We start from the raw sequence: 22,811 nt of genomic DNA, 5'->3' as shown, positions 1-22,811 counted from the left end.
ACCTCGTGTTATCCGAACATCGCGCCGAGTCCCTCGCCGCCGTCGTCGCCGTCGTCGTCGGCGTCGTCGTCGGTGTCGGTCTCCTCGGCGTCTTCCGTGTCTTCGTCCGCCTGTTCCTCCTCCTCGTCGGCGTCGTCGGCCGCCGGCTCCGTCGCCGGCGCGGCCTCGACGCCCTGGAGCTCCTCGGGGAGCGCCTCCTCGTCGTCGATCTGGGCTGCGAGCGCGCGCAGCTGGGCGTCGGCCTTCCCGATCAGGTCGGGCACGACGTCCGGGCTCTCGATCTCCGCGAACAGGCCGACGGACTTCGCCTCGCCGGACGCCTTCGCGAGAAGGGTGCCGGCGGTGGCGGCCGTCGGGTACGCGGCGTTGACGGAGAGGTTGCGCGCGGCGGCCGCGGCGGACCGAATGTCCGCCTCGTACTCGTCGACGTCGAGTTCGAGCTCGTCGGGCTCGAAGAGGACGCCCTCGGAGTAGACGGCGCGCAGGTCGAGGCCGACCTCCTTGGGCTCGATGCCGAGCTCGACGAGGACGTTCGCGAGGTCGTCGTCGACGACCTCGCCCTCCGTCAGCACGGTCGAGTCCTCGGTCACCTTGATCGAGCCGTCCATGATGCGCGCGGACGCGCCCACGGTCTGGAGCTCGCCGACGAACGGTCCCGGGTCGACGCCGGTGTCGCCCTCGGGGATCACGATGTCGTTGGGGGCCACCTCGCCCGCGTTGATCGGGGCGGGGGTCTTCGAGGCTTCGAGCTGCTTGAAGAGGCCGAACGGGTTGTCGTTGGTGCCGACGAGCGCCACCTGGCCGCCGACGTACTCCGTCAGCGCCTCGACGCCGTCGTCGACCTCCTCGAGCGCCCGGTTCGTGAGCGTGTTGCGGCTCATGCGGACGGCCGCCGAGCCGTGGAGCTCCCGGCGCATGGCCTGGAGCTGCCGGCTCGGGATGCCGGCCACGCCGACGATCCCGACGGACTGGTAGGAGTCGATGAAGTCGACGAGCTCGTCGACCTCCTCCCGTTTCCACTCGGGGATCGTCTCGGTCTTGCGGGCCGAGCTCATACGGGCACCTCCTTCGCGGGACCCATCGTGGTCTTCACGTAGATCCCGTCGATGTTGAGCGGGCCCTTCTCGAGGTTCGCTTCGAGCCGCCGGACGATGACGTCGATGTTGTCCGAGATCGCGTCGGCGCCCATGTCCTCGGCGCCGACGCGGGTGTGGAACGTGCGCCGGTCGCGCGACCGGAGCTGCACCGTGTTCTTCATCCGGTTGACGGTCTCGACGATGTCGTCGTCCGGCTGTAGTGGGGTAGGCATCTTCCCGCGCGGACCGAGGACGGTACCGAGGTACCGACCGATGTCCTGCATCAGGTTGGCCTCGGCGACGAAGAAGTCGGTGTCGTCGGCGAGGTCCTTAGCGCGGTCGTCGTCGTCTCCGAGGTCTTCGAGGTCGTCGCTGTCGAGCACTTCGTCAGCGACCTCCTCTGCGCGGACGGCGGTTTCGCCCTCCGCGAAGACGACGATCTGTGTCTCCTGCCCCGTTCCAGCCGGCAGCACGACGGACTCGTCGATACGGTTCGACGGATCGTTGAGGTCGAGGTCTCGCAGGTTGATCGCGATGTCCACGGTCTCGCGGAAGTTCCGCTCGGGCGCATCGTCGAGTGCGAGGGTTACGGCCTCTTGTATTGTGTCTGCCATTTTCACCTCCGTAGTACGCAGGTCGCTCCTACGGGTCAGTGAAACAGGCGAAGCCTGTCTCACCGGAGAGTGGTCCATCGGAGGTTTAAAAGCGTCGAACCGCCGGTCGCCGTGTGAACCGGAGGCAGGGCCGCTCCGCGGCGGTCGCGGGGTCGAGCGCGGTTCCCCTCCGCGTCGCCACAGCGGTCCCGTCGCTCCGCCGCCGCTTCCCCGGCCCGCCATTCGACGCGCGTCGAGGCCGAAAACGTCGGATAGGGGAACCCTTTTGACGCCGCTGTCCGACCGAGGAGGTAATGACTCAGGGTGGTCCGCCGTGACGATGGACGACCGTATCGAGGACCTCCGGGAGCGCCGCGAGCGGGCGGCGAAGGGCGGGGGCGAAGACCGGATCCAGTCGCAACACGACAAGGGGAAGATGACCGCCCGCGAGCGGATCGACTACTTCCTCGACGACGGCACCTTCCACGAGTTCGACCGGTTCCGCACCCACCGCAACCACACGTTCGGGATGGAGGAACAGCAGATCCCGGGCGACGGCGTGGTGACGGGCTACGGCGAGGTGAACGGGCGGAAGACGTTCGTGTTCGCGCACGACTTCACCGTCTTCGGCGGGTCGCTCGGCGAGGTGTTCGCCGAGAAGGTGTGTAAGGTGATGGACAAGGCGATGGACGTGGGCGCGCCCGTCGTCGGCCTCAACGACTCCGCCGGCGCCCGGATCCAGGAGGGGGTCGCCTCGCTCGGCGGCTTCGCGGAGATCTTCCGGCGCAACACGGAGGCCTCGGGCGTGATCCCCCAGATCTCGGCGATCATGGGGCCGTGCGCGGGCGGCGCGGTGTACTCGCCCGCCATCACGGACTTCACGTTCATGGTGAAGGACACCTCCCACATGTTCATCACCGGGCCGGACGTCATCGAGACGGTCACCGGCGAGGAGGTGAGCTTCGAGGAGCTCGGCGGCGCGGTCACGCACTCGTCGACCTCCGGCGTCGCGCACTTCGCCGAGGAGAGCGAGGAGGAGGCGCTCGACGACATCGCGCGCCTGCTCTCGTACCTCCCCGCGAACAACGTGGAGGACCCGCCGCGCGTCGAGCCGTGGGACGACCCGGAGCGCGCCGACGAGGAGCTGGAGTCGATCGTCCCCGACGCGCCCCGGAAGCCGTACGACATGAAGGACGTGATCGGCAGCGTGGCCGACGAGGGCTCCTTCTTCGAGGTGCACGAGAACTTCGCGAAGAACATCGTCGTCGGCTTCGCCCGCCTCGACGGCCACTCTATCGGGGTCGTCGCCAACAATCCCCGGGTGAACGCCGGCACGCTCGACATCGAGGCGAGCCAGAAGGGCGCGCGCTTCGTCCGCTTCTGTGACGCGTTCAACATCCCGATCCTCACCTTCGAGGACGTGCCCGGCTTCATGCCCGGCACCGACCAGGAGCACAACGGGATCATCCGCCACGGCGCGAAGCTCCTGTACGCCTTCTCGGAGGCGACCGTCCCGCTGCTCACCGTCATCACCCGGAAGGCGTACGGCGGCGCCTACTGCGTGATGTCGTCGAAGCACATCGGCGGCGACGTCAACTACGCGTGGCCCACCTCGGAGATCGCGGTGATGGGGCCGAAGGGCGCGGTCAACGTCCTCTACCGGGAGGAGCTGTCAGAGGCCGACGACCCCGACGCGCGCAGGCAGGAGCTCATCGACGAGTACCGCGAGGAGTTCGCGAACCCCTACACCGCCGCCGACCGCGGCTTCGTCGACGACGTGATCGAGCCGACCGAGACGCGCGCGCGCCTCGTCGAGGACCTGAAGATGCTGAAGGGGAAGAGCTCGGACCAGCCCGCGAAGAAGCACGGCAACATCCCGATCTGATGGCGGCCGACGACGACCCGGGCGAGGCGGGGGCGACCGATCCGGCGACCGCCGATCCGGCGGCCGCGCTCGCCGGCCTCTCGATCCCCGACGACGCCGGCGACGACGAGGCGGCCGCCATCGCCGCGGCGGTCGCGGCGCACCTCCGGGACGCCGAACTCGCCGCCGCGGCCGCCGCGAGCGACGGGGTGGAGGGGCGCGAGGAGGACCGCTGGGGGCTCGCCGGCCGGATCGACCGGCTCCACCGCCGCCGGGTGCGCGTTCCCGCCGACGCGCCCGCGGACCCGTGGACCGCGGCGGGCAGAAGCGACAGGTTCTGAGCCGGCCGGTCGCAGCGACCGGTTCTGAGCCCCGGACGCGCCGCGCTGATTCTGCCGACTCGGTCACGAGCAGCGTCGCTGGTCGGGTAATCGACACGTCGAACGGCGTCGCCGGACGCGGGGGCGTCCGGCCGCGTACATTCCCCCGACAGCGCGGCGTCGAACCGCTGCGCCGTCGACCCGGCCCTGCCTCAGGGCGCGTTCGCAGATACGTCCGCTGACATATATACCTGTGGTAGGGGCTCACGCGGTCGGCCGGTGCGGGCGCTCGTCGATGTCGTCCGCACCGGCCGTCGCGCGGGCGCGTCCGTCGTCGTTACTCCGCCGTCTTGTCGCCGTCGTCGGGGGTCGGCCCGCCTCGGCCGCCGAGGAGTCGATTGAGGACCACCGGCACGACGGCCACGAAGACGAGGAGCGCGCCGATCCGGACCAGAAGCGACGCGTCGGTCGCGACCGTGAGGCCGAGATAGACGGCGGCGCCGACCAGCACCGACGGCAGTACGTAGGGATTTCCCGCGTCGAGCATACCTCCACGTGGCGCCCGCGGCCCCCTTAACGGTCCCGGCACGGATCGATTGCTCGTCCCAGCACGGACCGGGCGCTCGTCTCGGTACGGACCGACAGAGTTTGGTAGCAGTTCGTGGAAGAACCGACAGGAATGTTCGATAAGGTTCTCGTGGCGAACCGCGGCGAGATCGCGGTCCGCGTGATGCGGGCCTGCGAAGAGCTCGGCGTCGACACGGTCGCCGTCTACAGCGACGCCGACAAGCACGGCGGTCACGTCCGGTACGCGGACGAGGCGTACAACGTCGGGCCCGCACGCGCGGCCGACTCGTACCTCGACGGCGAGGCCGTTGTCGAGGCGGCGCGCTCGGCCGGCGCCGACGCGATCCACCCCGGCTACGGCTTCCTCGCGGAGAACGCCGACTTCGCGGCCCGCGTCGAGGCCGCCGAGGGGATCACCTGGGTCGGCCCCGAAAGCGACGCGATGGAGCGCCTCGGCGAGAAGACGCACGCGCGGCGCGTGATGGACGACGCCGACGTGCCGATCGTCCCCGGGACGACGGAGCCGGTCACCGACGTCGAGGCCGTCACCGAGTTCGGCGACGAGCACGGCTACCCGGTCGCGATCAAGGCCGAGGGCGGCGGCGGCGGCCGCGGGATGAAGGTCGTCGAGAGCGCCGACGAGGCCGAGGAGGCGCTCGAGTCCGCCAAGCGCGAGGGCGAGGCGTACTTCTCGAACGACTCGGTGTACCTCGAACGCTACCTCCAGACCCCCCGCCACGTCGAGGTCCAGATCGTCGCGGACGACCCGGCTGCTGCGGGGTCCGACGGCGGAAGCGGCGACGTCGACGCCCCGGTGACCGAGAGCGACGTGGTCCACCTCGGCGAGCGCGACTGCTCGCTCCAGCGCCGCCACCAGAAGGTGATCGAGGAGGGGCCCTCCCCCGCGCTCTCCGACGAGCTGCGCGAGAAGATCGGGGAGGCGGCCCGCCGGGGCGTCGCCGCCGCCGACTACACCAACGCGGGGACGGTCGAGTTCCTCGTCGAGGAGGACCCCGACCGCGACCCGTCGGAGCCGCTCGGTCCCGACACGCCGTTCTACTTCCTCGAAGTCAACACCCGGATTCAGGTCGAACACACCGTCACCGAGGAGCTGACGGGGATCGACATCGTCAAAGAGCAGCTCCGGGTCGCCAGCGGCGAGGGGCTCTCCGTCTCGCAGGACGACGTGGAGCTCGAGGGCCACGCGATCGAGTTCCGGATCAACGCCGAGGACGCCGCGAACGACTTCCAGCCCGCCAACGAGGGGGCACTGGAGACGTACGACCCGCCGGGCGGGATCGGCGTCCGCGTCGACGACGCGCTCCGGCAGGGCGACGAGCTGGTCACCGACTACGACTCGATGATCGCGAAGCTGATCGTCTGGGCCCCGGACCGCGAGGAGTGTCTCGCCCGCTCGAAGCGCGCGCTCGCGGAGTACGACCTGGAGGGCGTCGTCACCATCGTCCCGTTCCACCGGCTCATGCTCGACGACGAGCGCTTCGTCGACGGGACGCACACGACGAAGTACCTCGACGACGAGCTCGACCGCGACTTGGTCGCCGAGGCGCAGGAGAAGTGGGGGACCGAGTCGGCGTCCGCGGGGGACGACGACGAGGAGGTCACCGAGCGCGAGTTCACCGTCGAGGTGAACGGCAAGCGCTTCGACGTCGAGTTAGAGGAGCGCGGCGCGCCCGCGATTCCGGTGCCGGAGGGCGGTGCCGGCGGGGGGAGCGGCGGCCAGCGCCCGCCCCAAGCGAAATCCGACGACGGCGGCGACGACGGGGTCGACGTCGCGGAGGGCGGCGAGTCGATCGACGCGGAGATGCAGGGGACGATCCTCTCGGTCGACGTCGACGAGGGCGACGAGGTCGCCGCCGGCGACGTGGTCTGCGTCCTCGAGGCGATGAAGATGGAGAACGACGTGGTCGCCGAGCGCGGCGGCACCGTCGCGAGCGTCCACGTCGGCGAGGGCGACAGCGTCGACATGGGCGACGTGCTGATCGCGTTAGAGTAGGATCGAGCGTTCTCCGGACGCGGTCGTTTATAAATAGTGGACGGCGCTGCGGTGAGAGGTTCTGGGGCGTATCTGTTCACTGGCTTCGTTGAAATCCCCAGTGAGTGATATACGTCGCCCCCGCCGGTCGTACAGACGTAGCGACGAGCGATTTCGGGAGTAGGTATCGCAGATCTGCGGCCGCGATGTCGTATCTAAATAACCACGATCGACGGCGACGAGCGCTTATAAATGGGGTGCGGTGGCGCGCCTGCGAGCGGCCGCCACCGGCGGCCGCGAGCCAGCCCGCGAGGGACGCGGTGAGCGATGTGGGCGACCGAAGGGAGCCCCGAGCGAACCGCGAGGCTGGGGAGGCGTGAGGCTGCGGTCCCGTGAGCGACCGGAGGGAGCGAGCGGGAGTACGGAAGTCGCAGCCCGCGCAGCGAACGGAGTGAGCGAGCAGGACCGTCTTCCGGTGGTGCTGTGCGGGGCGGGACTCAAAGGGGCAGTCGCGAGGGCGAAGCACGCCGCAGCAAGCACCGCAGCGAGGGAGCGACAGCGACCGAGCGAGGAGCACAGCAAGGCGCGCGAGCCGTCGCGACTGGGGCTTTGGAGATCGGCATCCCAGCAGCGTCAGTCATTTATAAACAGCCAACGGCAAAACCGAGATTCTAGTTATAAACGACCTCGCTCACGACGTACTACACGTACTCCCGCTACCGATCGGGAAGTCAGCGCTTTTGCGGTTGATTCAGTCGCGCAATCCCGGAGGTGTCAAACGTAGAGTGTTCAGTACGGGGAGCCTATCCAGCAATTCGTCGGACCGCGGTTCCGATGCCGAAGCCGAGCGTCCCTACGATCGCCGCGGCAACTGCGCTTCCGACGATGGCGTATCTGACGAGCCACAGCAGTCCGGGTTTGGCTCCGCTCAGTCCGATACCACCGTAGTTCAGGATGACTCCGGCGACCGCAGCGAACACGAGCAACCAACTCACCCCGATCCCCCCGTTGGAGTACGCTTGGACCGCAACGAAGATCGTGAGCAGCACGGCGTACCCCTGCCACCATAGCAGCAAATGGATCTGAGGAAAACCTACTGTCCTTATCACTGCGAAGTAGGAGATCGACGCGAGGAAGAGTATTCCGGCACCGATACTCCACTGTCTCGTTCGCTTTCGATCCTCACCCAGTAGGAGGGTTCGGGTGTCGACGGGGACCATACACGATCCCCTTTCTATGCCCGGAAAACTAAAAATCACGACGTGACTGATTCGCGCTCCTCATCGACCGGCCATTTCAGCTGAAAGTATATCTGAAAATTGGGTTTCAAGGGAAACATTCGTTTATAAATGGCCGCTGGGGGATCGGCGGCGAACACTACTAAAGCCCCAGTCACTCGCTTATAAACCGCTGCCTGCGGATCGGCGAAGAACACCACCAAAGCCCCAGCCGCGAGGCGGGCGCACGCTCGCTGCGCTCCTCGGTTGGTCGCTCGTTTCACTCGCTCCCGCCCTGCGGTGCTTACATCGCCTGCGCCCGCCTCGCGGCTGCCCCTTTGAGTCCCACGCCGCACCGCTCCGCACAGCGCCTCACGCCTCCCCAGCCTCGTCGGCCTCCCTGCGGTCGGCCGACTCCCTCGCGCGTGCTCCTCGCGGCCGCCTTCGGCGGCCACTCGGAGGCACGCGCCACCGCGTCGTTCATTTATAAATAGTCGTCGCCGTCCCTCGCTCTCTTTAAATATCGTATCGCTATCGAGGTCCCCGACCCGAACTCCCGTTATCGACCGCGCAACCCCAACAGCTCCCGTGTCTGCTCGGGCGTCGCCACGGGCCGCCCCAACTCCTCGGCGATCCGCGCCGCACGCGCCACCAGTTGCCCGTTCGTCGCCAGCTCGCCCTTCTCGTAGTACCGGTTGTCCTCCAATCCGACCCGAACGTGTCCCCCGAGCAGCAGCGACTGGGTCGTCATCGGAAGCTGGTGCGGGCCGAACCCGATAACGTTGAACTCGACGCCCTCGGGGAGCGCCTCGACCCGATTCATCAGGTTCCGCGGGTGCGGCGGCGACGTGGTCCCGCCGCCGAACAGGAAGTTGAGGTACGGCGGGTCGCCGAGGTCGTCGAGGATCGCCAGCGACTCGTTGAGATGACCGTCGTTGAACACCTCTAACTCGGGCTTGATACCTCTGTCTTTCATCTCCGCGTGGAGCGACGACACCAGTTCCCGGGTGTTCTCCGAGGTGAGCCGGTCGTAGCGGTTGAGCGGCCCCATGTCGAGCGACGCCATCTCGGGGGCGGGATCGGTCCGGAGCGGCTCGTGCCGGAGCGCGTCCGGCGCCGCCGTCCCGCCCGTCGAGTGCTGGAGGACGGCGTCGTCGGTCGCCTCGCGGACCGCGTCCGCCACCTCCTGAAAGCGCTCCGTCGAGAAGGCGCGCTCCCCGTTGTCGCGGCGCGCGTGGAGGTGGAGCACGCTCGCGCCCGCCTCCTCGCAGGCCGCCGCGGCCGCGGCGATCTCCGCGGGCGTCTCCGGAAGGTCCGGGTGCGCCTCCTTCCCGTGGACGCCGCCCGTGAGCGCCGCGGTGACGATCGCGGGCTTCCCGTCGAGGTAGTCGTCGTAGGTCATTCCGCCTCGCCGTCCCCGCGGTCGGCGTCGGTGTCCGAGCCGTCGGTCGTCTCTGCGTCCCGTTCGACGTAGAACTCGCAGTCCGTCGCGGGGTCGAGGTCGTACCGCGCGTTACAGACGTCGGCGCGCATGGGCTGGACGAACGACTCCGTCACGGTGCAGAACGCGCGGGCCGTGTCGAACGACTTCCCGTCGCCCTCCTCGCGATACGACAGGTGCTGGCACGTCTCGTCCATGGCGGACGGAGGCGGGGAAGCGGCTTGAAACCACGCGTCGGGAGCGTCGACCAGACCCAACACCGTCTGGTCCGGCCGACTCGCCCCGATCCGACCGACGCTGTTTAACCGAACGCCCGAGAACGGGTGGCCATGGAGCCGGTCGACGACTGGCGGTCGGCGATCGACGAGGCCGGGGAGCTGACCGGCCCGATCGCGGCGGCCATCGTCGAGGCCCACGGCGACCGCGGGCAGCGCGCCATCGAGGCGGTCGGCGAGGGGCGCGTGAAGCGCTACCGCGATTTCACCGTCGTCGTCGGCCACGAGGACGAGTACGTCGTCGAGGACGGCGAGTGTAACTGCGCGGACGCGACGTACAACCTCGACGCCGACGACCCAGACCAGCGCTGCTGGCACGCCATCGCGGTCGACGTCGCGGACGCGCTCGACGCCGTCGACCACCACGACATGTGGTACTCCGAGGTCCGCGAGTTCCTGTGAGGCCGCTTCGGTCCGGGCCCCGCGGTCCTCGCGCTCGCTGACCGTATCGAATCAGCCGCCGCTGAGCCGCGTGAATCGGCCGTTTTCGCAAATTTCGGCCTGAGAGTCGAAAACGTTTACAACGGCGGCCGGTCTCCCCTACGGTATGGCGGACTGTCCACTCGCCGACGACTGCCCCAGCTTCGACGAACGAATCGAGGGGATGGGGTGTCAACACTACGGCAACAAAGGCGGCGCGGAGTGGTGTAACCACTACGACATGCCGATCTACGAGCTGAAACAGCAGCCGGTCCAGCCCGGCGAGGCGGTCGTCGTCGAGGTCGACGACATCCACGAGAGCGGCGCCGGCGTCGGCCGCACCGACGACGGCTTCATCGTCCTCGTCGACGGCCTCCTCCCGCCGGCGCGCGCAGAGGTCAAGATCCACCGCGTGAAGTCCAGCCACGCGACCGCGGAGGAAGTGATCGAGCGCCTCCCCGACGACCCGGAAGCGGAGGAAGGAGACGACGCCGAGGGCGACGCGGCGGACGACGAGGGCGACGAGGACGACGAGCGCACCCGCCGCGACCGCCCGGACCGCGAACGGCTCGGCAGCCGCGAGAACTTCTGGGGCAAGTGACGGCCTCCCGGGGGAGCCCCGCCCCACGGACAGTCCGGACGCCGTCGATTTCTCGGGCGGCCCGCGCCCGATATTTTCACTCGCGCCCGCCGCGCGAAACCGCCGTTTTTTGAGCGACCGGCCCGTCGGTGACCACATGGCCGCAGACGACGGGCGACCCGACCCCGCCGACGTCGACGCCGACTCGATTCTGGAACGGGCCGGCTTCGACGCCGACGAGAGCGTGCTCACCCGCCGGCAGGCGGAGGTGCTGGCGCTCCGCGAGCGCGGGCTCCGGCAGTCGGACATCGCCGACCGGCTCGGCACCTCGCGCGCGAACGTCTCCAGCGTCGAGGCGAGCGCCCGCGACAACGTCGAGCGCGCCCGCGAGACGGTCGCGTTCGCCGAGGCGCTGTCGGCGCCGGTCCGGGTCGAGATCGAGGCCGGGACCGACCTCTACGACGCGCCCAAGCGCGTGTACGACGCCTGCGACGAGGCGGGCGTGAAGGTCAATCAGACCGCGCCCGAGCTGATGAAGACGATCGGCGACCGCGCGGGCGACGCGGTCCGCGGCCGCGAGGTCCGCAGCCGGCTCTTCGTCACGGTCGCCGCCGACGGGCAGATCCGCGTTCGGCGGCCGTAAGACGGCGTTTCAGGCTCCTCCCGCGCTACTCCTCGTCGATCCGCTCCGCCACGCCGACCAGCGTCGCGCCCGCGGTGACGGTCGCCTCCCGCGCGACCGAGTACGCGATCCCGTCGCGGTCGGCGCGCGCGACCTGAAGCGTCTCGAAGGTCGTCGGGTCGAACACCTCGCCGACGCGCTCTCCCTCCGCGACCCGGTCGCCGACGGCGAGGTCGGGCTCGGGGACGAACAGCCCGGAGTCGTCGGCGATGACGCGCCCGAGGTGGTTGCGCGCGACGACCCCGTCCCACGCGTCGGGCTCGCCCGCCAGGAGGCCCTCGTGCCGCAGCGCGCCGATCATCCCTGACACGCCCGCCGCGACCGCCTCCGGGACGATCTCCTTGCTGTGGGCGAGTTCGGGCGTGATCGTCGGAATCCCCTCGCGCGTGGCCGCGACCCGGAGCTTCCCGGCGAACCCGCGCTCGTCCCACTCCGTGTCGGCGTCGTCGCCTGCGGCCTCCGCGAGCAGGAGGTCGGCGCCGAACGCCTCCGCGAGCCCGCGGCAGGCCTCGTCGCCGCGCATGCACACGGTGTGCGTCGCCATCGACGGCGACCCGGTGTGGAGGTCGACGATCGCGTCCGCCGCGCCCGCGAACGCCCAGAGCCGGGCCGCCATCCGCTCGTGGAGCGACCCCTCCGCGTCGCCGGGCCAGCAGCGGTTCATGTTCGGCTGCCGCGAGTCGAGCGACTCCGGCGTCGTGTACGAGACGCGATCGAAGGTGAGGGGGTCGGCGACGGGGACCGTCACGAGGGTTCCGTCGAGGTCGGCCGCCGTCGGTTCGCTCTCTCCTCCGGCTGTTTCACCGACGAGTCGCTCGTGGAGCCGCCTGAGGACCGCGGTCCCGTTCACCTCGCGGCCGTGCTGGGCCGCCTGCGCGTACACGACGGGCCCCTCTTCGGGGGCGTCGAGTTCGGGACTGTCGTCGCCGTCGACGAGTTCGCCCTCGCCGTACGCGTGGACGGTCGTCCGGATCGGCACGCCCGAGGGGAGCCGCGCGAGGGTGAGGGTCCGACTGGTGTGCATGGTTCGGATCCGGGCGGCTCGGAGTTATACGTCGGGGGTCGGTCGCGGTACGCGCCCGGCGCGGTCGCGGCGCTCCCCGGAGTCCGCCGCTCCCCCGGACGCGGCCGCTCCCGACCGCGGACGCTAAGGCCGTGGCCCGCGCACCGCGATCCATGCGGGTCACCCTCCTCGGGACGGGCGACACGACCGGGACGCCGACGGTGGGGTGCGACTGCGACACCTGCGAACGGGCCCGCGAGCGCGGGGTGTCGCGGTCGCGCTTCTCCGTCCACGTCGCCAACGAGCGCACCGGCGAGTCGCTGCTCGTCGACTTCAGTCCCGACTTCAGACAGCAGTTCCTCGCGGCCGACGTCCCGCTCCCGGACGCCGGGCTCGTGACGCACATCCATTTCGACCACCTCGACGGGCTCGGTAACGTCTACCGGCTCGTCGACGGGCTTCCGGTCCACGCGCCGAACGAGACCGACCCCGCGACCGACGAGAGCGTCGCGGAGACGATCCGCGACAAGTACGACTACCTCGAAGACCGGATCGGCGTCCACGCCCGCGACCCCTTCGAGCCGTTCGAGACCTGCGGGTTCGAGGTCCGGTTCGTCCCGGTCGACCACCCGCCGCTGCTGTGCTACGGCGTCGTCATCGAGGACCCCGAGACGGGCGCAAAGCTCTCGCTCACCGGCGACACCAGCTACGACGTCCCCGAGGCCTCGCGCGAGGCGCTCGCCGACCCGGACCTGCTGCTCGCCGACGCCATCGTCCCCGCCTCGCTGTGCGAGCACCACCCGATCGGCGGGCGCCACGCGGGGCCGGACGGCGTCCCGCGCACCTTCGGCACGAAGCACATGACCCGGGAGGGGGCGCTCGCGCTCGCCGACGACCTCGACGCCGACCGCACCCGCCTAGTCCACCTCGCGCACTTCTACCCCGCCGACGAGGCGTTCGAGGAGCCGCTGGCGGTCGACGGCGAAGTGTACGAACTGTAACGCGCTCGACGCCCCTCAGCGGGCTGTACCCTTTTGCTTCGCTAGCACGTATCAACCGCAGATGGCCGCGAGGGACCGACTCCGGACCGCGCTCGACCGCCTGGAGCCGCCGCCGCGCGCGGTCGACTGGTCGCTGTTCGCCTTCGTCGTCGCCGAGGCGGGCACCGGGCTGGTCTCGTTCACCGTGGGCGTCCCGGAGGGGTGGCCGCTGTTCTGGCTCCACCGCGCGCTGGGGCTCGGGATCATCGCGCTGCTCGGGTGGAAGCTCGCGCGGGTCCGCCGCCGGCTCACCGACCCCGATCTGTGGCAGCGGTCGACCGCGCTCTCCGTCCTGACGCTCGTCGCGGCGCTCGGCGCGCTCGCGACCGGAATCGCGTGGGTGTTCGGCCTCGACGTGCGGATCTCCTACTGGACGCTGCTGTCGGCCCACGTCGGCTTCGGGCTCGCCTTGGTCCCGCTTGTGGCCGCGCACGCGTCTACCCGGTTCCGTCTCCCCCGCCGCGTCGACTTCGAGCGCCGGCGGACCGCGGTGCGCTACTTCGCGCTGCTGGCCGCGGGGGGCGCGACCTACCGCCTCCAGCAGGGGGTCAACGACGCGCTCGACACCGCGGGCGCGGACCGGCGGTTCACCGGGTCACAGCCCCGGGAGGGCGACGGGAACGCCGCCTTCCCGATCACCTCGTGGGTCGCGGACGACCCGGACCCGATCGACCGCGACGACTACCGGCTGGCGGTCGAGGGGCTGGTGAGCGATCCCGTCGAACTGGCGGCCGACGAACTGGCCGCGGGCCACGAGACGGAGGCGCTGCTCGACTGTACGAGCGGCTGGTACACGGTCCAAGAGTGGGGCGGGATCCGCGTCGGCGACCTGCTCGACGCGGCCGGCGAACTCGACGACGACGCGGCCTACGTCCGGTTCTCCTCCGTGACGGGGTATCGGTGGAGCCTTCCCTTGGAGGAAGCTGAGGACGCCCTGCTCGCGACGCACGTCGGCGGCGAGCGCCTCTCGCACGGCCACGGCGCGCCGGCGCGGCTGGTCGCGCCCGACCGGCGGGGGTTCCAGTGGGTGAAGTGGGTGACGCGCGTGGAGGTCCGGGCCGAGTACGATCTCGGACAGTGGGTGGTGACGCTCGTGAGCGGGTTCGATTAACTCCGCGATCAGGACTCCGAGTCCCGCGTGTCGATTCCGTATTTCAGCTCCCGACGCGTCTCGCGTGCGCGCTCGGGTGCGTCGCTCCCTTCCTAGAGACCGGCCCCAGGCTGCGGACCGTCGTGGCGTTCGCGGAGCAACCGCGTTAGCAGATCGTCGAAAGTCTCGTCGTCGCCCTTCAGCGACGCGAGCGCGGCGTGCGCCTCCTCGCCGACGCAGATACGCTTCGACATGCGAACGCGTTATGGCTCCATTCCAATACCGTTTCGCCGGTCGATCACTCGTACTCGCTCCCGACGACCTCGCGGATGCGCTCGGCGGTCACCTTCCCGACGCCGTCGACTTCCAGGAGGTCCTCCTCGCGCGCCGTCATCACGGCCTCGACGGTGCCGAAGTGCTCCAGCAGCGACCGGGAAGTGACCGGTCCGATGTCGGCGATGGAGGAGACGACGTACTCCTGCTGCTCGGCGCGCGTTTTTGTCGTCTTCTCGCCGTGGACGCTCACCTCGCGGTCGCGCGTCTCCTGCTCCCGCTTGGCGATGGTCGCGAGCAGCTCCGTCGTGTCCTCCTCGCCCTCCGTGCGGAGCACGCTCACGTCGAAGTCGACCGCGAGCGACGCGAGCGCGCCGCGGATCGCGTTGGGGTCGATGTCGCGCTGGCCGTAGAGGTTCGACCCCTCGACCACCATCACCGGACGCGCGTACGCCCGCGAGAGCTCGCCCACTTGCTCGAACATCGACCGGTCGGAATCGAGCATCGAGTCGACGAAGTCGGCCGCCGACTTGCGCTCGACGGCGACGCGGTCGGAGAGCACGTAGTCGCCGACCGCGAGCGTCTCCAGCCGCGTGACGAGCCCGTCGCGCGTCGAGAGGTCCTTCGCGATCGAGGAGTCGAGCTCGCGCTGGTCGACGACGACCTCGACCCCGTCCTCGACGCCCGCGGTCGCGACGACGCCGTCGTCGTCGGAATCGGCCGCGGCTTCCTCGCTCTCACCGGCGTCGCCGGTCGCTTCCGCCTCGTCGCTCTCTCCGTCGTCGCCCTCCCCGTCGTCGCTTTCGCGCACCTCATCGGCGAAGTCGGTGAGGCCGGCGTCGTCGTCGCTCGCTGCGGCGCCGTCGTTCGCTTCGGCGCCGTCTACCGCACCGCCCTCGCCCTCGTCGCTCGTCGCGTCGGCGTCGTCGTCGGACTCCTCGGATCCCCCGGCAAACGCGTCGAGGCCGGCCTGCCCGTCGTCGCCGACGGTCTCCTCGATGTCGTCGGTGGCCTCCTTCAGCTCGGCGAGCTGGCTGGCCATCTTCTTCTCGCGGCGCCGCGAGATCCAGAAGAACGCCTCGTCGCGGGTGTCCTCGGCCATCAGGACGACGACCTTCCCCTCGGCCTGCCGTCCGGTCCGGCCCTTGCGCTGGATCGACCGGATCGCGGTCGGGACCGGCTCGTAGAAGCAGACGAGGTCGACCTCGGGCACGTCGAGCCCCTCCTCGGCGACCGAGGTGGAGACGAGCACCTCGAACTCGCCCGCCTTGAACTCGTCGAGCGTCTCCTGCTGCTGTTTCTGGCTCATCCCGTCGGAGCCCTCCTTGTCGCCCTGCCCGACGAACTTCCGCACGTCGAAGCTGGCGGAGAGGAACTCCACGAGCGCCTCCGCGGTGTCGCGCGACTCCGTGAAGAGGATGGCGCGCTCCCCCTCGTTGATGCCGAGGGTTTCGGCCAAGAGGATCCGGGCCTTCGAGAACTTCGGGTGGAGCCCGTCGAACGACTCCGCCTTCCGCATCGCTTCTCTCACTTTGGGGTCCGCGACCATGCGCTGGCTCGCCTTCGACGCGCCCGACGAGCGGGCGGCCTCGCGCTGGCGCTCGAAGTACCGCCGGACGGACTCGACCGACTGCGTCTCGACCAGTTCGGTCGCGCGCCGGAGCTTCATCACCTCGGCGTGGGTGGACATCCCCTTGTACCCGTCCGACTGGTCGTTGTCCATCATCTGCTTCAGCTGCCCCCGCATCTTGTTGAGGTCCTTCTGCGAGAGGTCGGGGTTCGTCGTGTTCGTCACGCCGAGCCGTTTCAGCTTCTCTAACCGGTCCGTGATCACTTCGTTGAGCGCGTCGCGGATGTCGAGCACCTCGTCCGGGAGGGTGACCTGCTCCCACTGAACGTCGGTGTCGTGGGTGTACTCGTCGACGTCGGCGTCCTCCTCGGTCATCACCTCGACGTTCACGAGCCCGAGGTTCTCGCAGACCGTCTCGATCTCCTCGGTGTCGCCGCCGGGCGAGGCGGACATGCCGGTGACGAGCGGGTCGGCCGCGTCGGCGTGGTAGCGCTCGGCGATGTACACGTACGCGTAGTCGCCGGTCGCGCGGTGGCACTCGTCGAAGGTGAGGTGAGTCACGTCGCGCAGCGAGATCCGGTTGCCGACGAGGTCGTTCTCGACGACCTGCGGGGTCGCGATCACGATCCGGGCGTCCTCCCAGAGCGCGGCGCGGTCGTCCGGTTTCACGTCGCCCGTGAACACGACGATCTCGTCGTCCGGAATCTGTAGCGCCTCGCGGTAGAAGTCGGCGTGCTGCTGGACGAGGGGTTTGGTGGGGGCTAAAAAGAGCGCCTTCCCGCCCGCCTCGTGGAGGCGTTCGGCGGTGACGAGCAGGCTGACCGTCGTCTTGCCGAGGCCGGTCGGGAGACAGACCAGCGTGTGTTCGTCGGCGGCGGCGTCCGCTAACTGGAGCTGGTAGCGGCGCCGCTGGAGGAAGTCGTCGACGAGCAGGGGTCGGTCGATTCCGGCGGCCTCGGTCGCCATCGGCGGCTCTTGGCCGGCACCGGCCTAAAGCCTTCGCGAACCGGGGTGAAAGTTATCGGTCGCCGGAGCGCTCCTCTCGGAGCTCTTCCGGGACGTCCTCGTCGACCAGCTGCGCCCACTCCGCGAGCCGGTCACCGGATCTGGTCTGCGTACTCATCACGCGACGGATCTCCGTGGTACGTCTTAACAGTTACCCCGATTCTGCATGAATTAGCACGGGTCCGGTCGGATCCCGACGGTCGGTCGGCCGCGACGCGCGCCGCCTCGGGTCGGAGGGGCCGCCCGCCGCTCGGGCCGACTCGCACGCCTTTTACCGCTCACGCGCCTCCGGCCGGCATGAGCAACCTCGACGAGTTCCTCGCGGGCGAGCGGCTCGACGACGTGGTCTTCTACCTGAGCGACGCGTACCTCGACGACGACTCCCGGCTGCGCGAGGTCGGAGAGGAGACGGACGGCGGCGTCCGCCTGATCCTCGACGGCGAGACCGGTCGGTCCGCGTTTCAGGCCGGCACGGGCATGGGCGCGATGGAGTTCGCGAAGACGGCGATGGGCGCCGACGGCGAGATAGCGCGCTCGCTCGACGGCGGGGCGTGTCCGTTCGCGGACGACGCGACCGACGCCGACGAGGGCTCCGACGACGACCACGACGTTCAGTTCGTCTTCGCGTTCGCGGAGGCGCAAAACGAGGAGGTCGGCGGCCTCTACGCCGAGGGCGACGTGGTCCACGCGTACGCCCACTGCACGTGCGGCGAGAGCTACTCGCACAAGTGGGTCATCGGCGACCGCGACGACTGAAAAACCGCCGAACGACCGGCTATTCGCCCGGTTCGGCCCTACTCCTCTTCGGGCGCGTCGTCTTCAGGCACCGCCCCGTCGACGAGCGACTGGTCGCCGTACTGCTCCCGGAGGTCCTTCTTCGAGAACTTGCCGGTCGCGGTCTTGGGCACCTCGTCGATGAACTCCACCGCGTCCGGCACCCACCACTTGGGGTACTCGTCGCGGAGGCCGGTCTCGATCCGCTCGACGATCTCCTCCCGGTCGACGCCGTCGGCCACGACGACGAACGCGACGGGGCGCTCCTGCCAGCGCTCGTGGGGCACGCCGACGACGGCCGCCTCGCTGACGCCGTCGTAGGCCATGATCGCGTTCTCCAACTCGACGCTGGAGATCCACTCGCCGCCCGACTTGATCACGTCCTTCGTCCGGTCGACGAGCTGCATGTAGCCGTCCTCGTCGACGGTGACCACGTCGCCGGTCTTCAGCCAGCCGTCGACGAACTCCTCCTCGTTGGCCTCCGGGCGCTTGAAGTACTCCTTCGTGACCCACGGGCCGCGGATCCGGAGTTCGCCGAACGCCTCGCCGTCCCACGGGATCTCCTCGCCGTCCTCGTCGATTACCTCGAACTCCAAGCCGGGGGCGACGAGCCCCTGCTTCGCGCGCTTGTTCACCTGCGTCTCGTAGTCGGCGTCGCGCAGGTCGCTCTTGAGGTGCGAGACGGTGCCGATCGGCGACAGCTCGGTCATCCCCCACGCGTGGAGCACCTCCACGTCGCGCTCGTCGTACCACTCGATGAGCGCCTGCGGCGCGGCCGCGCCGCCGATGATCACGGTGTCGAGCGTCGAGAGGTCCACGTCGTTCCCCTCCTCGACGTACTCGCGCAGGCCGAGCCACACCGTCGGCACGCCCGCGGAGATCGTCACGCCCTCCTCTTCGATCAGCGCCGCGAGGTCGGCGGGGTCCGGCGACGGCCCGGGGTAGACGTGTTTCGCGCCCGCAGCGGCCGCGGTGAACGGCATCCCCCACGCGTTCACGTGGAACATGGGGACGACGGGCATGACGACGTCCGAGTCCTCCATCGGGATCCCCTGCGGCGTCTGGGAGGCCATCGTGTGGCTCCACAGCATCGACTGCGTGTACTCGACGCCCTTCGGCTTCCCCGTGGTGCCGGAGGTGTAACAGAGGCCGGCGGGCTGGTCGCCGTCGAGGTCCGGCCAGTCGTACTCGGTCGAGTGGTCCGCGATGAACTCCTCGTAGGCGGGGGCGTCGAGCGCGTCGATCCCCTCGGAGCCCATCGCCACGAAGTCGACGCCGTCGAACTCCTCGGCACCCTCCGCGGCGCCCGCGATCTTCTCGGCGAGCGACGGGTCGACGAAGATGATCTCGTCGTCGGCGTCGTCGACGATGTACTGGATGTGCTCGTCGGGCAGCAGCGGGTTGATCGTGTGGAGCTGCGCGCCGGTGTTCGGCACGCCGAAGTACGTCTCGAAGTGCCGCGTGTGGTTCCAGCAGAACGTCGCGACGCGGTCGCCGCGCTCGATCCCGTGGTCGTCCAGGGCGTTCGCGAGCTGCGCGGTCCGGTCGGCGTACTCGCTGTAGGTGTGCCGGGTGCGCCCCTCGTGGGTGCGCGAGACGATCTCGGTGTCGGGGTACAGTCGTTCGGCGCGCCACATGAACGGTCGCAGGGTCTGCGCGTGTCCGCCTGGCATACCTCACACACCACGTGGTCGGGAACTATGAACGTTATCATGATTGATCGTGAATCTTCGCGGACACTCGGAGAGCGCCCGTCTCGCCTCGACAGGTCATTTATAAACGGTTGACCGCCAATCGTCGGTGAGCGCCGCCGAAATCCCAGTCGATCATTTATAAACGGCTGCCGGTAGTTCGACGGTGAACACCGCCGAAGCCTCAGCCGCTCGGCTGTACGACTGTGGATCTTATAAATGGATGATCGCTACGAACACCGCCGAAGCCCCAGCCGCTCGGCTGTACGACGGTAGATCTTATAAATAGAGGATCGCTACGAACACCGCCGAAGCCCCAGCCGGGAGGCGGGCGCACGCTCGCTGCGCGCTTCGGTCGCTCACTCCGTTCGCTCCCTCCAGTGCTTGCGTCGCCTGCGCCCGCCTCCCGGCTGCCCCTTCGAGTCCCGCCCCGCACGGCACCTCGCGCCTCCCCAGCCTCGTCGGCCTCCCTTCGCTTCGCTCCGGTCGGCCGACTCCCTCGCGCGTGCGGTTCGCGGCCTGTCGGCCGCTCACCGGCACGCGCCACCGCACATATTCTATTTAAAAGGGTAATTACCCCCGAAACAGGCTCGCGTGGACGGGCGCGTGGTCGGAGTCGGGTCGCGGGTCGTCGCCGCCGTCGCCGCCCTCGTCGGAGACCGCGCGGCCGTCGACGCCGTCGGCGAGGAAGTCGCGGACCGGCGGGCCGACGTGCTCCGGCTCGACGAGGAACGCGTCGTGGCCGTGGTCGGAGTCGATCACGTGGTGCGCGACCGGGACCCCGGACTCGCGGAAGGCGTCGGCGAGCGAGCCGGACTGCTCGACGGTGAAGTGCCAGTCGGCGGTGAAGCTCATCAGGAGGGTCTCGCCCTCGAAGGCGGCGAGCGCGTCGGCGTCGGTCCCGTGGCCCGCCGCGAGGTCGTACTCGTCCATCGCGCGCGTGAGGTAGAGGTAGCTGTTCGCGTCGAACCGGTCGCCGAACCCCTCCGCCTGGTAGTCGAGGTACGACTCCACCTCGCGGTACGGGAAGAACCCCGCCGTCGGCTCCGGCGGCAGCCCGAGGTCGCCGTCCTCGCGCGTCAGGGAGTCGCGGCCGGCCGACCGGCGCCCGAACTTCCGCTCCATCGACGCCTTCGAGAGGTACATGATGTGCCCGATCTGGCGGGCGATGGCGAGCCCCTCGGTCGGGTCGGGGCGGTCGTCGCCGTAGTAGTTCCCCTCGTTCCAGTCGGCGTCCGCGCGGATCGCCCGGCGCGCGACCGCGTCGAGCGCGAGACACTGCGCGTCGAGCCGCCCGGCGGTCGCGATGGCGACCACGCGGTCGACGTCGTCGGGGTACCGCTTCGCCCACTCTAAGGCGTTCATCCCGCCGACGCTGCCGCCGACGACCGCCCGCAGCCGCCCCACGCCGAGGTGGTCGAGCAGGCGCCGCTGCGCGCGCGCCCAGTCCTCCACCTGAACCGGCGGGAACGCGGTCCCCCACCGGTCGTGGTCCGGCTCCTCGCGTAAGTCGAGGTCCGCGGGCCGCTCGCTGGCCGGCCCCGTCGTCCCGTAACAGGAGCCGGGGACGTTCGCGCAGACGACGTAGTACTCGGTCGTGTCGATCGCCTTCCCCGGGCCGACGACGTCGTCCCACCACGCGCGGGCCTGTCCGGCCTGTCCGGCCCCGGTCGTCTCGGCGTCGCGCTCCGGCTCGGGCGAGCGCGCGACGTTCTGGCTCCCGGTGAGCGCGTGGCAGACCAACACGACGTTGTCGCCGTCGAACTCGCCGTGCGTCTCGTAGGCGACCTCGAAGTCGGGCACCGACTGCCCGCACTCGAAGGTGAACTCGCCGAGCGAGGCGACCCCATGGTCGGTCGGGACGGCGCTCATCGCTCCCCCCCGACGCCGCGCTCTCCCCCCGCGGCCCGCTCGCCCGCGGCCAGCCCCGCGTCGAGGTCGGCGATCACGTCGTCGGCGTCCTCGATGCCCACCGAGAGCCGGAGCATCTCCGGGTAGACCCCGGCGGACCGCTGTTGCTCCGCGTCCAGCTGCGCGTGCGTCGTGGAGGCCGGGTGGATGACGAGCGTCTTCGCGTCGCCGATGTTCGCGAGGAAGCTCGTCAGCTCGACCGACTCGCAGAACGCCTTGGCGGCCTCGTAGCCGCCGTCGACGCCGAAGGTTACCATCCCGCCGAAGCCGTCGAGGTACTCGGCGGCGTTGTCGTGGCTCCGGTGGTCCTCGAAGCCGGGGTAGCTCACCCAGTCGACGCGCTCGTCCTCTCGGAGGTACTCGGCCACTTCCCGCGCGTTCTCGCAGTGGCGCTCCATCCGCAGCGGGAGCGTGTTCAGCCCCTGGATCGTCTGCCACGCGTCGAAGGGCGACTGCTGGCCGCCGGTCGGCCGTATCCCGCGCTGGCGAACGACGTTGGCGAACGCGGCGTCGCCGAACCGCTCGACGAAGTCGATCGGGTAGGCGGGCGACTCCCCGTCGAGCTCGTCGTAGTCGGCGTCGGGGTGGCCCCACGGGAACTGCCCGCCGTCGACGACGACCCCGCCGACGGTGGTGCCGTTGCCGGTGATCCACTTCGTCGTCGACTCCCAGACGACGTCCGCGCCGTGCTCGAACGGCCGACAGCAGTACGGCGTCGCGAAGGTGTTGTCGACGACGAGGGGGACCGCGTTCTCGTGAGCGATCTCGGCGAGCCGCTCGAAGTCGGGCGTGACGAGCGAGGGGTTCGCGATCGTCTCGACGTGGACGAACGCGGTGTCGTCGTCGATCGCGTCCGCGTACGCCTCGTAATCGAGCGTGTCGACGAGCCGCGACTCGATCCCGCGGCGGTTCGCGATGCTCGTGAGGTACGCCGCGGTCCCGCCGTACATCTCCGAGCTGGCGACGACGTTATCGCCCGCGCTCGCGAGGACGGTCGTGATCGCGTCGAACGCGCCCATCCCCGCGCCGGTCGCGACCGCGTCCGACCCGCCGGAGAGGTCGGCGATCCTCTCTTCTAAGACGTTCACCGTCGGGTTCGACAGCCGCGAGTAGACGTGGCCCTCCGCCCGGAGCGCGTACAGCTCCGCCGCCGTGTCCGCGTCGTCGAAGACGTACGACGTGGTCTGATGGATCGGCGTGGCGCGGGCGCCGGTCGTCGAATCGGGCTCGGCGCCGGCGTGGAGACTCCGGGTGTTGAACCCACGTGTCATGTTTGTTGCTCATACGTCTACGCACTTCTATAACCCTCAGTTACGGCAATTGATGCCCCTTCGCCGAGCGACGGGTGTCCAGTCGGGCCCGCCGTGCGGGTCCACGCTCGTCTCCCCGAAGCGTGCGTTTATGACCGGTCGGGCGCCAACCGGTG

General features: G+C 69.7%; 21 protein-coding genes. 9 read left to right on the top strand and 12 right to left on the bottom strand.

The features are described 5' to 3' along the window. Window positions 1-8: 8 nt before the first annotated feature. Together DVK07_RS17035 and DVK07_RS17030 are read right to left on the bottom strand one after the other, a co-directional pair. Complete coding sequence (locus DVK07_RS17035) at window positions 9-1,055, bottom strand: 50S ribosomal protein L10 (RefSeq protein ID WP_121598144.1); 1,047 nt, start codon at window positions 1,053-1,055, stop codon at window positions 9-11. Next, the gene (locus DVK07_RS17030; protein WP_121598143.1) at window positions 1,052-1,690 is read right to left on the bottom strand and encodes a 50S ribosomal protein L1; all 639 of its coding nucleotides are present in this window, start codon (window positions 1,688-1,690) and stop codon (window positions 1,052-1,054) included. The genes DVK07_RS17035 and DVK07_RS17030 overlap by 4 nt, the downstream gene beginning before the upstream one ends. A gap of 319 nt (window positions 1,691-2,009) precedes the next feature. Here DVK07_RS17030 and DVK07_RS17025 point away from each other — a divergent pair, with 319 nt between their 5' ends. Then, window positions 2,010-3,554 carry an acyl-CoA carboxylase subunit beta gene (locus DVK07_RS17025; RefSeq protein WP_121598142.1) on the top strand — a complete coding sequence of 515 codons (1,545 nt, stop codon included), beginning with the start codon at window positions 2,010-2,012 and terminating at the stop codon, window positions 3,552-3,554. Continuing rightward, the gene (locus DVK07_RS17020) at window positions 3,554-3,874 is read left to right on the top strand and encodes a hypothetical protein (protein ID WP_121598141.1); all 321 of its coding nucleotides are present in this window, start codon (window positions 3,554-3,556) and stop codon (window positions 3,872-3,874) included. Before DVK07_RS17025 ends, DVK07_RS17020 begins: the two co-directional genes overlap by 1 nt. A 316-nt stretch (window positions 3,875-4,190) precedes the next feature. Here DVK07_RS17020 and DVK07_RS17015 read toward each other — a convergent pair whose 3' ends face one another. Next, window positions 4,191-4,400 carry a hypothetical protein gene (locus tag DVK07_RS17015; protein WP_121598140.1) on the bottom strand — a complete coding sequence of 70 codons (210 nt, stop codon included), beginning with the start codon at window positions 4,398-4,400 and terminating at the stop codon, window positions 4,191-4,193. Window positions 4,401-4,532: 132 nt separating this feature from the next. Between DVK07_RS17015 and DVK07_RS17010 the strand changes: the two genes are divergently transcribed. After that, complete coding sequence (locus DVK07_RS17010; RefSeq protein ID WP_121598139.1) at window positions 4,533-6,434, top strand: biotin carboxylase N-terminal domain-containing protein; 1,902 nt, start codon at window positions 4,533-4,535, stop codon at window positions 6,432-6,434. Window positions 6,435-7,216: 782 nt separating this feature from the next. On the opposite strand, the gene DVK07_RS17005 is transcribed toward DVK07_RS17010, so the two are convergent. From DVK07_RS17005 to DVK07_RS16990, 3 genes are all read right to left on the bottom strand, one after another. Then, entirely contained in the window at window positions 7,217-7,633 is a 417-nt protein-coding gene (locus DVK07_RS17005) for a hypothetical protein (RefSeq protein ID WP_121598138.1), read from the bottom strand. 556 nt (window positions 7,634-8,189) lie between these two features. Next, window positions 8,190-9,032 carry a 3-keto-5-aminohexanoate cleavage protein gene (locus tag DVK07_RS16995; RefSeq protein ID WP_121598136.1) on the bottom strand — a complete coding sequence of 281 codons (843 nt, stop codon included), beginning with the start codon at window positions 9,030-9,032 and terminating at the stop codon, window positions 8,190-8,192. After that, the gene (locus DVK07_RS16990; protein ID WP_121598135.1) at window positions 9,029-9,268 is read right to left on the bottom strand and encodes a hypothetical protein; all 240 of its coding nucleotides are present in this window, start codon (window positions 9,266-9,268) and stop codon (window positions 9,029-9,031) included. The genes DVK07_RS16995 and DVK07_RS16990 overlap by 4 nt, the downstream gene beginning before the upstream one ends. Before the next feature lie 132 nt (window positions 9,269-9,400). Here DVK07_RS16990 and DVK07_RS16985 point away from each other — a divergent pair, with 132 nt between their 5' ends. The 3 genes from DVK07_RS16985 (at window position 9,401) to DVK07_RS16975 (ending at window position 10,989) form a co-directional block, all read left to right on the top strand. Next, entirely contained in the window at window positions 9,401-9,748 is a 348-nt protein-coding gene (locus DVK07_RS16985) for a hypothetical protein (protein WP_017343734.1), read from the top strand. 145 nt (window positions 9,749-9,893) lie between these two features. Then, window positions 9,894-10,367: a TRAM domain-containing protein gene (locus DVK07_RS16980; RefSeq protein WP_121598134.1), complete on the top strand. Its 474-nt coding sequence runs from the start codon at window positions 9,894-9,896 to the stop codon at window positions 10,365-10,367. 136 nt (window positions 10,368-10,503) lie between these two features. Next, the gene (locus DVK07_RS16975; RefSeq protein ID WP_121598133.1) at window positions 10,504-10,989 is read left to right on the top strand and encodes a Tfx family DNA-binding protein; all 486 of its coding nucleotides are present in this window, start codon (window positions 10,504-10,506) and stop codon (window positions 10,987-10,989) included. Window positions 10,990-11,014: 25 nt separating this feature from the next. On the opposite strand, the gene DVK07_RS16970 is transcribed toward DVK07_RS16975, so the two are convergent. Continuing rightward, the gene (locus DVK07_RS16970) at window positions 11,015-12,052 is read right to left on the bottom strand and encodes a succinylglutamate desuccinylase/aspartoacylase family protein (RefSeq protein ID WP_121598132.1); all 1,038 of its coding nucleotides are present in this window, start codon (window positions 12,050-12,052) and stop codon (window positions 11,015-11,017) included. 152 nt (window positions 12,053-12,204) lie between these two features. On the opposite strand from DVK07_RS16970, the gene DVK07_RS16965 reads away from it, so the two are divergent. Beyond that, window positions 12,205-13,032 carry an MBL fold metallo-hydrolase gene (locus DVK07_RS16965; RefSeq protein WP_121598131.1) on the top strand — a complete coding sequence of 276 codons (828 nt, stop codon included), beginning with the start codon at window positions 12,205-12,207 and terminating at the stop codon, window positions 13,030-13,032. A gap of 61 nt (window positions 13,033-13,093) precedes the next feature. Further along, window positions 13,094-14,182, top strand: a complete 1,089-nt coding sequence (locus DVK07_RS16960) for a molybdopterin-dependent oxidoreductase (protein WP_121598130.1) — start codon at window positions 13,094-13,096, stop codon at window positions 14,180-14,182. A gap of 92 nt (window positions 14,183-14,274) precedes the next feature. Here the strand turns inward: DVK07_RS16960 and DVK07_RS23720 are convergent, their stop codons facing one another. Together DVK07_RS23720 and DVK07_RS16950 are read right to left on the bottom strand one after the other, a co-directional pair. After that, entirely contained in the window at window positions 14,275-14,415 is a 141-nt protein-coding gene (locus DVK07_RS23720; RefSeq protein WP_233565499.1) for an antitoxin VapB family protein, read from the bottom strand. Window positions 14,416-14,459: 44 nt separating this feature from the next. Beyond that, window positions 14,460-16,970: a DEAD/DEAH box helicase gene (locus tag DVK07_RS16950; protein ID WP_121598129.1), complete on the bottom strand. Its 2,511-nt coding sequence runs from the start codon at window positions 16,968-16,970 to the stop codon at window positions 14,460-14,462. A 336-nt stretch (window positions 16,971-17,306) separates the two neighbouring features. Here DVK07_RS16950 and DVK07_RS16945 point away from each other — a divergent pair, with 336 nt between their 5' ends. After that, window positions 17,307-17,765 carry a DUF5807 family protein gene (locus tag DVK07_RS16945; protein ID WP_121598128.1) on the top strand — a complete coding sequence of 153 codons (459 nt, stop codon included), beginning with the start codon at window positions 17,307-17,309 and terminating at the stop codon, window positions 17,763-17,765. Window positions 17,766-17,803: 38 nt separating this feature from the next. On the opposite strand, the gene DVK07_RS16940 is transcribed toward DVK07_RS16945, so the two are convergent. The 3 genes from DVK07_RS16940 to DVK07_RS16930 form a co-directional block, all read right to left on the bottom strand. Next, a complete protein-coding gene (locus DVK07_RS16940; RefSeq protein ID WP_121598127.1) occupies window positions 17,804-19,456 on the bottom strand; it encodes a long-chain fatty acid--CoA ligase in 1,653 nt (550 codons plus the stop codon). 591 nt (window positions 19,457-20,047) lie between these two features. Continuing rightward, entirely contained in the window at window positions 20,048-21,346 is a 1,299-nt protein-coding gene (gene metX, locus DVK07_RS16935) for a homoserine O-acetyltransferase (protein WP_121598126.1), read from the bottom strand. After that, window positions 21,343-22,656 (bottom strand): O-acetylhomoserine aminocarboxypropyltransferase/cysteine synthase family protein, encoded by a 1,314-nt coding sequence (locus DVK07_RS16930; RefSeq protein ID WP_121598125.1) that lies wholly within the window; start codon window positions 22,654-22,656, stop codon window positions 21,343-21,345. The genes metX and DVK07_RS16930 overlap by 4 nt, the downstream gene beginning before the upstream one ends. Between the last annotated feature and the right edge of the window lie 155 nt (window positions 22,657-22,811).

The sequence above is a fragment of the Halorubrum sp. Atlit-26R genome (assembly GCF_003666015.1).
In the GTDB taxonomy this organism is placed as follows: domain Archaea; phylum Halobacteriota; class Halobacteria; order Halobacteriales; family Haloferacaceae; genus Halorubrum.
Note: the sequence above shows the minus strand (reverse complement) of the source record. Positions and strands in the feature narration are given on the sequence as shown.